This is a genomic window from Pseudomonas farsensis, assembly GCF_014268805.2.
GTDB classification, from domain to species: domain Bacteria; phylum Pseudomonadota; class Gammaproteobacteria; order Pseudomonadales; family Pseudomonadaceae; genus Aquipseudomonas; species Aquipseudomonas farsensis.
This window is the reverse complement of record NZ_JABWRF020000003.1, coordinates 449,587-460,000: the sequence shown is the minus strand read 5'-3', so window position 1 is coordinate 460,000 and position 10,414 is coordinate 449,587. Positions and strand designations below refer to the sequence as shown.

Here is a 10,414-nt window from a genome sequence, read left to right as displayed (position 1 = left end):
TACGCACAGCGACAAGACCCCAGGGCTGTCGCCGGACGAACAGCAGGAAGTCAACCACAACCAACCCCCGCGGGCAGCCGTGCTGCACGAGATCATTCGCCTGCAGGGCGACCAGGAACTCGAACGCACGCTGGCAGCATTATGGTGGTCAGCGCTCGCCGCCGGCCTGACCATGGGCCTGTCATTAATGGCAATGGGTTTGTTCTATGCGCGCCTGCCCCAAGGCGACGGGGCCCAGGTGATTGCAAGCCTGGGTTACAGCGCGGGTTTTCTTGGGGTGATCCTGGCCCGCCAGCAGTTGTTCACCGAAAACACCCTGACCGCAGTGCTGCCGGTCATGACCACGCCGACCCTGGCCAACCTCGGCCGACTGTTGCGGCTGTGGGGTATCGTGCTGCTTGGCAACCTGGCCGGCACCCTGCTGGTGGCATGGGTGATGCTGGAGCTGCCGATATTCGACAGCAAGACCGACGTTGCCTTCCTCGAGGTAGGCCGCAAGGTCATGGAAAACGACATCAGCCAGATGTTCGCCAAAGGGGTCGTCTCAGGCTGGATGATCGCAACCATGGTGTGGATGATCCCCTCCATGGAGCACGCCAAGATCTGGATCATCCTGGTCATCACCTACCTGATGGCCCTCGGCGACTTCACGCATATAGTAGTGGGCTCGCTGGAGGTGTCTTACCTAGTGTGGGCCGGTGACGAAACCTGGGGCGCATTCCTTATGGACTTTGCCCTGCCCACCCTGGCCGGCAACATCATTGGTGGCAGCTTCATCTTTGCCCTGATCAGCCACGCGCAGGTGCGCAGCGACAGCGGCAAGCCACCATCCAAACTGCTGCAAGAGCGCCAGCGCGAACAGAAAAACCCGCCTGATGCAGCCCAGGTGCCCGATAAACCGTGATTTGGCTTGCAAGGCCAGTTTTCGCAAGGGCGTGAATGCTCGACAATATTCACGCAACCCATGCGATAAATGCCGCCTCACGTAAGAACACATCACCATGACGGACAATAAAAGCGGCAAAGGGCATTCGTTTGTCCGGCGTATCTACCGGCCCCGAATCATCGGCAAAGGGATCGGCCTGATCGCCGCCGCCGCTGCGGTTGCGCCCCTGCATCCCCCGCAGTGGGTATGGCTGCTGATGCTCGTCAACGGCTTGGCCTGGCCGCACATTGCGTATTTCTGGGCACGCAGGTCGGCAATGCCCTACCAAGCCGAACTGCGCAACCTGCAGCTTGATTCGGTGGCAGCCGGGTTCTGGGCGGCGACCATGCATTTCAACCCGCTGCCCAGCCTGACCATCCTGTCGATGGTTACCATGAACAACGTCGCCGCGGGCGGCAGGCCGATGGTGGTGCGCGGCCTGCTTGCCCAGGTGGCCGGTGTACTGCTGTCCATGGCGCTGCTTGGCCCCGGCCTGGAGCTGCACACCACGTCATTGCAGGTGTATGCCAGCCTGCCAATGCTCACGCTGTACCCCTTGGCATTGGGCTGGGTCTGCTACCAACTGGCGATACAACTGGCCGAACACAAGCGTCGCCTCGGCGCGCTCAGCCGCACCGACAGCCTTACCGGGCTGCTCAACCATGGCTCGTGGAAAGACCTGCTGGAGAAAAAATTCCGTATTTGCCAGCAACAGAAAGCCCCCGCAGTGATAGCGCTGATCGACATCGATCACTTCAAGGCCATCAACGACACCTATGGGCATGGCGTCGGTGACTGCGCGCTGCTACAGCTCAGCCAGGAACTCCGGCGCAATCTGCGCCAGAACGACAAGGCCGGGCGCTACGGGGGCGATGAATTCTGCGTGATTTTCCCCAATACCGATGAGGCCCAGGCCTACCTGGCCATGGAACGCCTGCGCGAGCGTGTCGCCGCGTACCGCAACCCGCACCTGCCCGAGCTGCGTATCAGCCTGAGCATCGGCCTTGCTGCCTTCAGCACGCACCTGCCCACCCCCGAGCATTGGTTGCTCGAAGCCGACCAAGCCCTGTACGCCGCCAAGCACCAAGGCCGGGATCAGGTCAGCCTGGCCCACGCCGAGGCCGCCGCGCTCAGGCTGGCTTACCCAGACTGACGCTACGCTCGGCAATAATCTCTGGCAGGTCGGTGCGTTTCAGGTAAAGGCGCAGCGGCTCGCCGATATTGAGCCGATCATCCACATGCTGGCCAAACAACAACGCAAGCCGCTCCCGGCACAGCGCCATGCGCCGCTCGCCCTCGGGGCGCCAGACGAATTCGCTGCACGGGGTAATGCTCTCATCCGCCACGTCCATGCCGAACGAGTCTTCGGAAAACCGCACGATATGGGTGGCGCGCTTGCCGTGGTAGCCGACAAAACCCTTGAGTTGGTCGGCGGCATTGCAGATGTCCTGGGAAGAGATGGCCATGACGTTACCTCACAGAAAATTCGGAAGTGACGCACGCTGGGCAGGAAACGGTTACCTCTGACGGGCAACGCGAGGCGCTCAGCCTACCCGATCTGACCGGCCGGCCGCCAAGGTTTTTCACGGTTGTTCATGCACCTGCACACTGGCAGTCATACCGGCGCTGAGGTTGATACCTTCAGGGATACGTTCCAGGCGAATGCGCACCGGAATCCGCTGCGCCAGGCGTACCCAGTTGAAGGTCGGCTCGACTTCCGGCAGCAACTGCCCATCGGGCGTCGAGTTGCGGTCGGTGATGCCACGGCTGATGCTTTCGACCTGGCCCGGCATCGACTCGCCAGCCCCCATCAGCCACACCTTGACCGGATCTCCCACGCGGATGCGCGGCAATTTGGTTTCCTCGAAATACGCTTGTATATAAAAGGTGGCGTCGTCCACCAGCGCCATCACCGCTTGCCCGCTGTTGACGTAGTTGCCCTCGGCAAGGCGCAGATTGGTGATATGCCCGCCGCGCGGCGCGCGCACTTCACTGCGGGCCAGGTTGATTTTGGCCACCTTCAACTGCGCCTCGGCCTCATGCAATTCACCCCGCGCCACGGCGGCGTTGATCTGCGCGTTCTCACGCAGCTCGGCACTGATCGCTTCCGGGCCCAGTGCCGTACGCCGAGCAGCTTCGCGCTCACGCAGGCGCAACTGCTGGATGCGGGTCTCGACCACCGCGCTGGCCTGGTCGAAGGCCGCCTGGAATCGCTCACGGTCGATGGTCAGCAGCAGATCACCGGCCTTCACCTGCTGGTTGTCATGCACGCTCAACCGGCTCACCCAGCCCGACACGTCAGGGGCGATCACCACCACATCGGCGCGCACCCGCGCATCCCGCGTCCAGGGCGTGAGCATGTAGTACTGCCACAGTTGATAACCGGCGAACACGGCCAGCACCACGACAGACAAGGTGACCAGCACCCGTACGGCTGAACGCATGGACTTACTCCTTACAAAGGCCCCAGCAGGCGTACCACCAGGAACAGAATACAAACGAACAGCGCCGCATCGAACAACGCTTCATGCCAGATCCAGTGGCGCAATGGCGTTGCATGCACCAGCAAGCGTGCAAGGCCGGCCAGCACCAAGGCCATGATCGTGTAAATCAGAAAGGGGCTGAGCAGCACACCGCCCAGCGCCCACTCACGCAAACCCATGGCTTTGCTCCTGCCAACGGCACCATTTGCTCCAACTGTTGCGTAACTGCAGCACCGCGCCAATCGCCAGCCGCAGCGGGTCATCAGCCGGCTGTTGGCGCAGGGCCGCGATGAATTGATCACTCGCAGCGTTCAAGCGATCGCCGCGCCCTGGCCCCGGGCCGCTGGCAAGCACCGCCTGCACCTGCTGCAAATACTGGCGCTCGGCCTCGCCCAAGCGCACCTGGGCGACCGCCAGGCACATGCGCAGGTGCACCAGTTCGTCGCCGATATCCAACCCATGCAGGCCGTCGTCCCAACGCTTGCGCTCGGCCTCGGGCAACTCGCTGGCATGCCGCGCCAGTTGCATCAGGCGGTCAGCCATGCGCCCACCAAACCAGCTGTCGGCGCCGCGCAGGTCGCGGCGGGTCAGACGTACCAGGTCGTGCTGGGTGGCCGCGCGCAGGCGTCGGCCCAGCCAGGCGGGATGGCGCAGCACCACCAGGCGAAAAGCCATTACTGCTGCGCTGACGCCGACCAGCATCGCCAGGGCGTTATTGAGCATGCTCGCAACGTTGAATTGCATGGCATTGAGCGGCGCCACCAACACGATGAAATGCAGGCAATAGGATGTGGCCGTTGCCCCGGTGCGGGGGTGGGCCATACCGAGCGCGCCAAGAAACAGCGGCACGCCCATGCCCAGGCAGAGCATGGCGAAACTGCTCCACTGCGGCAGTAGAATCTGCCCGACGACAAACGCTGCCGGCACCGCCAGCAGGATGCCGCGCAAAAAACTCAAGCCGATCTGGGCACCGTTCTCGCGGCTGGCGAACAGGCTGCACACCACACAGGTGAGGATCAGCCCACCCGGAGCCGACGGCCAGGCAGTGGCGAGCCAGAAGCCGCTCATGACCAGAAACGCCAGGGCGCTGCGCGAGCCGAACAACAGCGCCAGCGACAGGTCGCGATGGGCAGCCAGGCTTTGCACGGCCTGTTTCGGCGCCCTGCCCTGCTCCACATCGTCCAGCGCCTGGCTGGCCGCCATCGCGTAATCGAGCAACAGCGCCAGACGCGCCAGGCAATAGTGCTCGGCAGAACTGATGCGCTCGTCATGGGCGGCATCCCAGATCCGTTGCCGCAGCACCAGCCAGCTTGGCTGATCCGCGGCGGCCAACTGCTCGCGTACCTCGCTCAGCCATGGCGCCTGGTGTGCGCTCTCGGCTTCATCAAGTTGACGCCACTGGCGGCGCACCGAGCGCGCAATGCGCAGCAGCACCATGAGCTTCTGGCTCAGGCCGTTGATCGCCCGCGCTCGCTGACGCCCACGGCTGCCCTCGAACCAGGCGTGTTCGCGCTGGGCATCGATGGCCACCAGGCCGCCTAACGTCTGCAACAGCCCTTTACCCGCGTCGTCCTCACCAGCCAGCATGGCGCGGGCCGCCTGCAGCCCATTGTCCAACGCCTGGCGGGCATGCCCGGCCAGTTGCTGCTCAACCCTCAGCGGCCACACCAACGCGCTGGTCAGGGTGGCACAGCAGATGCCCAGGCAAATCTCGGTACAACGCGCCACCGCCTGGTCAAACACCTGCAGCGGCGTGTTGATTGCTGGCAGGGCGATGATCGCTGCGGTGTAACCCGCCAATACAAAAGCGTAGGCCCAGGCACTGCGCAACTGCGTCGAGGCTGCGGTGCACAGCGCCAGCCACAACGCCAGGGTGAGCAGAAACAACCCCGGCGTCTGTGCGAACAAGCCGATGAACACCACCGACATGCAAGTGCCGACCACGGTGCCAGCAAGCCGCGCCAGGCCTTTCTGCACCACCATGCCAGACAGCGGCTGGGCGACGATAAACGCAGTCATCAATGCCCAGGAAGGCTGCTCAAGCCCCAGCCGCATCGCCAGCCACAGGGCAAGGCCACCACCGAGCACCGTCTTGGCGGCAAACTTCAGGGCAAGGCTGCTGGGTGCGAACAGGGCCTGGAAGGTGATGGGCACGAATCGAACCTTGGGGTGGGAAAGTACAAGTAGAACGATAGACAACCGGAGGAAGGATAACGCTCAAGAGTGGGTAGCCCCGTTCCCACAAAAAACGCGCACAAAAAAATGGGCGACCGAAGTCGCCCTAAATGCCTTGCGTGCTCGTTGATCGGAAGGCTCAGCGCTGCTTGCGCTTTTTCGAGTCCTTCCAGATGAAAATTCCCAGACCGGCGAAGAACGCCAACATCAATCCGACCGTCACCACTCCGGCGATAACCACGTTGTCGAAGAACATGTCGGCCCCTCCCTTGGTGTGCCGTCATCCGATGAGTGCAAGGTAACCAATGGCGGGGGGTAAGGAATTGACCAGCGTCAATGCTGCCCGGGGCCGGGCACGCGAGGGGTGTGCAGGCTTGACCTGCATCAAGTTTCAGCGCTTCTTGGGTTTGCCCTTGGGCTTTTTCTTCTTGGCGGCAGGCAGCGGCAGCGCCTGTTCGAACGCCTTGCGCATGTCGTCAAGGCGCTTGTCGTTGAGGTCGTGGACGCGTTTGGCGCGCTCGGCGCCGAAGTCGATCAGGTTGTCTTGGCTCATGGCAGGCTCGACGGGCAGCAAAGGCCTCAATAATGAAGGCAGAGACCAGCGCTGGCCAGTCAGACTTCGATGTCGACCAACAAGCCCTGGCGCGAACGTTCGCACAAAGGCGCAACCGGCACAGTATTGTCGGCGTTCAGCTCATCGCCTGGCACCGCATCAAAAGCCTCGTCGTCAGCCGGCTTGCGCCGCTGCTGCTGGCGCCGGCGTTGCTCGTCGCGCAGCAAAAAACCCTGTTCTTCGGGGTGCTGGTGCTTGAGGTCGATGGTGCTCTCGCTGGAAGTCGCCTGGGCTGGCACCACCGCAGGGATGTTCGGCGTGTGCCTGACCGGGTCTTGTTGGGTGGTCACCGGGGCGGCACTGAGCGGGATGATGGGCGGCAGCATGGGATATTCTCCTTTGGCCACTTTGTCGGCCAATGATCAGCCGCCTTGAATGCCTGCGGGTGAAGGTGTGCGGCGCGTCACAGCGCCTGTGCAACTATGGACAACGGTTATTCAGCATCGTCGTCGGGCAGATCATCGGCGGCCGCACCGATTTCGCTCCATGGGCGCTTGTAGACTTTCTGCCAGACGCTGTCCATGTGTTCGCGCAGCACCTGGGGCGCCGCCTTGAGCGAGGCGCTGTCCTCACGCTCACCGCCGAACGGCTCTTCACCTGCCGGGCTGATCAGCGACTGGCCAGTAATGCTGTACACCGCCTGGCCTTCGCGCAGCTCGATGGCGATATCGTGCGGGTCGATGCCGCCACCGCAGAACGCGTGGCTGGCCACGGTCACTTCGGCCACGCCATCTTTGTTCAGGTCGGCCACGTCACTGACGTCAGTATAGAAGTCGACATCCAGGTCCAGCCCGGCACAGGTGGTTTCCTGTTCGATCTGCCAGCGCGGCTTGAATGCGTCGGAAGCCGCGTTGCGCCCATACAACGTGGCCTTGAGCACCACTTTGTCGACTTCTTCTTCGCTGTCCGGGTCGGTGGCCTGGCCGTCGATGCGGCTAAGCACCAGCAGCCCCTCGCCTTCGCGGTCATGGAAGTGCACGCTCTTGATCGGCGTCTGCACGCCCAGCACTTCCAGTTGCTCCACCGGAACAGGCGGCAATACTTCGAAGGTTTTCTGTTCGCAGGCGGCCAGCAGCGCCAGACTGCCCAGGCCCAATGACAGGTTCAACCAGCGGTGCTTGGCATACATAGGTGTAAAGCGCCCTCATGATGGGACATTATTGGCCTGGAAACACGCTAGGCTCTTTGATTCATTGGTCTGACGCAGCCGATCCGTTACCATAGACGGCTTTTTCACCGCGGGAGTTTTGGCAGTATGGCGCAGCAGTATCAACCGGGGCAACGCTGGATCAGCGACAGCGAAGCCGAGCTCGGTCTTGGGACCATCCTGGCGCAGGATGGCCGCCTTCTGACCGTGCTCTACCCGGCCACAGGCGACACCCGCCAGTACTCGCTACGCAATGCGCCGCTGACCCGCGTGCGCTTCTCGCCCGGCGACCAGATCACACATTTCGAGGGCTGGAAGCTCACCGTGCGTGAGGTCGACATGGTCGATGGCCTGCTGATCTATCACGGCATCGATCCGCAGAACGTCCCGCGCACCATGCCCGAGACCCAGCTGTCGAACTTCATCCAGTTCCGCCTGGCCAGCGACCGCTTGTTCGCCGGGCAGATCGACCCGCTGTCGTGGTTCTCCCTGCGTTACAACACGCTGCAACACACCAGCAAGCAGATGCTGTCTTCGCTGTGGGGCCTGGGGGGCGTGCGCGCCCAGCCGATCGCCCACCAGTTGCACATCGCCCGCGAAGTGGCCGACCGCATCGCACCGCGTGTACTGCTGGCCGACGAAGTAGGCCTGGGCAAGACCATCGAAGCCGGCCTGGTCATCCACCGGCAATTGCTCTCGGGCCGCGCCAGCCGCGTGCTGATTCTGGTTCCCGAAAACCTTCAGCACCAGTGGCTGGTAGAAATGCGCCGGCGTTTCAACCTGCAAGTGGCGCTGTTCGATGCCGAACGCTTCATCGAAAGCGACGCCAGCAACCCCTTCGAAGATGCGCAACTGGCGTTGGTCGCGCTGGAGTGGCTGGTCGAGGACGAAAAAGCCCAGGACGCCCTGTTCGCCGCAGGCTGGGACTTGATGGTGGTCGACGAAGCGCACCACCTGGTCTGGCATGAAGAACAGGCCAGCGCTGAATATTCGCTGGTCGAGCAACTGGCCCAGGTCATCCCTGGCGTGCTGCTGCTCACCGCTACCCCCGAGCAACTCGGCCAGGACAGCCACTTCGCCCGCCTGCGTCTGCTCGACCCAAACCGTTTCCACGACCTGGCGGCGTTCCGCGCCGAAAGCGAAAACTATCGCCCAGTCGCAGAAGCGGTGCAGGAACTGCTCGACGAAGGCCGCCTGTCGCCCAAGGCACATGCCACTATCCATGGTTTCCTTGGTGCCGAAGGTGAAGCACTGCTGGCTGCCGTCAATGATGGCGACACCCAGGCCAGCGCTCGCCTGATCCGCGAGTTGCTCGACCGCCACGGCACCGGCCGCGTGCTGTTCCGTAACACCCGCGCCGCCATTCAGGGCTTCCCTGAGCGTGAGCTGCACCCCTACCCGCTGGCCAACCCTGAGCAATACGCGGCACTGCCGGCCGGTGAGCGCGCCGAGCTGTATCCGGAAGTCGCCTTCCAGGCCCAGGGCGAGACCAGTGATGAAGAACGCTGGTGGCGCTTTGACCCACGGGTAGACTGGCTGATCGACACCTTGAAGATGCTCAAGCGCACCAAGGTCCTGGTGATCTGCGCCCACGCCGAAACCGCGATGGACCTCGAAGACGCCCTGCGTGTGCGCTCCGGCATCCCGGCCTCGGTGTTCCACGAGGGCATGAGCATTCTTGAGCGTGACCGCGCGGCGGCGTACTTTGCCGACGAAGAATTCGGCGCCCAGGTGTTGATCTGCTCGGAAATCGGCAGCGAAGGCCGCAACTTCCAGTTCGCCCACCATTTGGTGATGTTCGACCTGCCGGCCCACCCCGACCTGCTCGAACAACGTATCGGCCGTCTCGACCGTATCGGCCAGAAGCACACCATCCAGCTGCACATCCCGTACCTGCAAAACAGCCCGCAAGAGCGCCTGTTCCAGTGGTACCAGCAAGGCCTCAACGCCTTCCTCAATACCTGCCCGACCGGCAACGCCTTGCAGCACAAATTCGGCCCGCGCCTGTTGCCGCTGCTCGCCGAAGGTGAAGAAAAGGCCTGGGATACGCTGGTTGCCGACGCCCGCCAGGAGCGTGAGCGCCTCGAAGCCGAACTGCACACCGGTCGTGACCGCCTGCTGGAGCTCAACTCCGGTGGCGCCGGCGAAGGCGAAGCGTTGGTCGAAGCCATTCTGGAGCAGGACGACCAGTTCGCCCTGCCTATCTATATGGAAACCTTGTTCGACGCCTTTGGCATCGACAGTGAAGACCATTCGGAAAACGCCCTGGTGCTGCGCCCGAGCGAAAAAATGCTCGACGCCAGCTTCCCGCTGGGCGACGACGAAGGCGTGACCATCACCTACGATCGCAACCAGGCACTGTCCCGCGAAGACATGCAGTTCCTGACCTGGGAACATCCCATGGTGCAAGGCGGCATGGACCTGGTGCTGTCTGGTTCGATGGGCAACACCGCCGTGGCGCTGATCAAAAACAAGGCGCTCAAGCCTGGCACCGTATTGCTTGAGTTGCTGTACGTCAGCGAAGTGGTCGCCCCGCGCAGCCTGCAGCTGGGCCGCTACCTGCCACCGGCAGCGCTGCGCTGCCTGCTCGACGCCAACGGTAACGACTTGAGCGCACGGGTCAGCTTCGAAACCCTCAACGACCAGCTCGAAAGCGTACCGAAGGCCAGCGCCAACAAGTTCGTGCAAGCCCAGCGTGACGTGCTCGGCCAGCGCATAGCCGCCGGTGAAGCGAAAATTCTGCCCAGCCACGAGGCTCGTGTGGCCGAGGCCCAGCAGCGCCTGGCTGCCGAGTCCGACGAAGAGCTGGCGCGCCTGACCGCACTGCAAGCCGTCAACCCCAGCGTGCGTGACAGCGAAGTCGACGCGGTGCGCAAGCAGCGCGAAGACGGCATGGCCGCCTTGCAAAAAGCGGCGCTGCGCCTTGAAGCGATCCGCGTACTGGTCGCCGGCTAACGCCATTGGCCCGCTTCGCAGGGCAATCCTGCGGGGCGGGGCTTCTCCCGCCTAGAACACCTGGCTATCACACCAATAACCAAACGATAGAAACCAAAGTGCCATTAATGAGGAAG

General features: G+C 63.0%; 11 protein-coding genes (1 of these 11 cut by a window edge). 3 read left to right on the top strand and 8 right to left on the bottom strand.

Translation table 11 applies throughout. From position 1 onward, the window contains the following. Nucleotides 1–904, top strand: the 3' portion of a protein-coding gene (locus HU719_RS18345) for a formate/nitrite transporter family protein (protein ID WP_186537115.1). 8 nt of this gene lie to the left of the window's left edge; only the last 904 of its 912 coding nucleotides appear in the window; the start codon falls outside the window, past its left edge; the stop codon is at nt 902–904. Between the two features lie 97 nt (nt 905–1,001). Continuing rightward, entirely contained in the window at nt 1,002–2,078 is a 1,077-nt protein-coding gene (locus tag HU719_RS18340; protein ID WP_186537114.1) for a diguanylate cyclase, read from the top strand. On the opposite strand, the gene HU719_RS18335 is transcribed toward HU719_RS18340, so the two are convergent. The 8 genes from HU719_RS18335 to HU719_RS18305 all read right to left on the bottom strand — a co-directional run bounded on the left by HU719_RS18335 (nt 2,056) and on the right by HU719_RS18305 (nt 7,325). After that, a complete protein-coding gene (locus HU719_RS18335) occupies nt 2,056–2,391 on the bottom strand; it encodes a DUF2025 family protein (protein WP_186537113.1) in 336 nt (111 codons plus the stop codon). The genes HU719_RS18340 and HU719_RS18335 overlap by 23 nt on opposite strands. A 117-nt stretch (nt 2,392–2,508) precedes the next feature. Further along, complete coding sequence (locus HU719_RS18330; RefSeq protein ID WP_186537112.1) at nt 2,509–3,369, bottom strand: efflux RND transporter periplasmic adaptor subunit; 861 nt, start codon at nt 3,367–3,369, stop codon at nt 2,509–2,511. Nucleotides 3,370–3,380: 11 nt separating this feature from the next. Further along, complete coding sequence (locus HU719_RS18325) at nt 3,381–3,587, bottom strand: DUF1656 domain-containing protein (RefSeq protein WP_186537111.1); 207 nt, start codon at nt 3,585–3,587, stop codon at nt 3,381–3,383. After that, the gene (locus HU719_RS18320) at nt 3,574–5,562 is read right to left on the bottom strand and encodes an FUSC family protein (RefSeq protein WP_186537110.1); all 1,989 of its coding nucleotides are present in this window, start codon (nt 5,560–5,562) and stop codon (nt 3,574–3,576) included. Before HU719_RS18320 ends, HU719_RS18325 begins: the two co-directional genes overlap by 14 nt. 160 nt (nt 5,563–5,722) lie before the next feature. Further along, the gene (gene ccoM / locus HU719_RS23730; protein ID WP_275970789.1) at nt 5,723–5,839 is read right to left on the bottom strand and encodes a cytochrome c oxidase subunit CcoM; all 117 of its coding nucleotides are present in this window, start codon (nt 5,837–5,839) and stop codon (nt 5,723–5,725) included. Between the two features lie 135 nt (nt 5,840–5,974). Beyond that, entirely contained in the window at nt 5,975–6,136 is a 162-nt protein-coding gene (locus HU719_RS18315; protein ID WP_186521822.1) for a hypothetical protein, read from the bottom strand. Nucleotides 6,137–6,195: 59 nt separating this feature from the next. Further along, nucleotides 6,196–6,522 (bottom strand): aspartate-semialdehyde dehydrogenase, encoded by a 327-nt coding sequence (locus HU719_RS18310; RefSeq protein WP_186521821.1) that lies wholly within the window; start codon nt 6,520–6,522, stop codon nt 6,196–6,198. A gap of 107 nt (nt 6,523–6,629) precedes the next feature. Further along, nucleotides 6,630–7,325 (bottom strand): M949_RS01915 family surface polysaccharide biosynthesis protein, encoded by a 696-nt coding sequence (locus tag HU719_RS18305; RefSeq protein ID WP_186537109.1) that lies wholly within the window; start codon nt 7,323–7,325, stop codon nt 6,630–6,632. A gap of 126 nt (nt 7,326–7,451) precedes the next feature. On the opposite strand from HU719_RS18305, the gene rapA reads away from it, so the two are divergent. Beyond that, nucleotides 7,452–10,298 carry an RNA polymerase-associated protein RapA gene (rapA, locus tag HU719_RS18300; RefSeq protein WP_186537108.1) on the top strand — a complete coding sequence of 949 codons (2,847 nt, stop codon included), beginning with the start codon at nt 7,452–7,454 and terminating at the stop codon, nt 10,296–10,298. Nucleotides 10,299–10,414 lie beyond the last annotated feature (116 nt).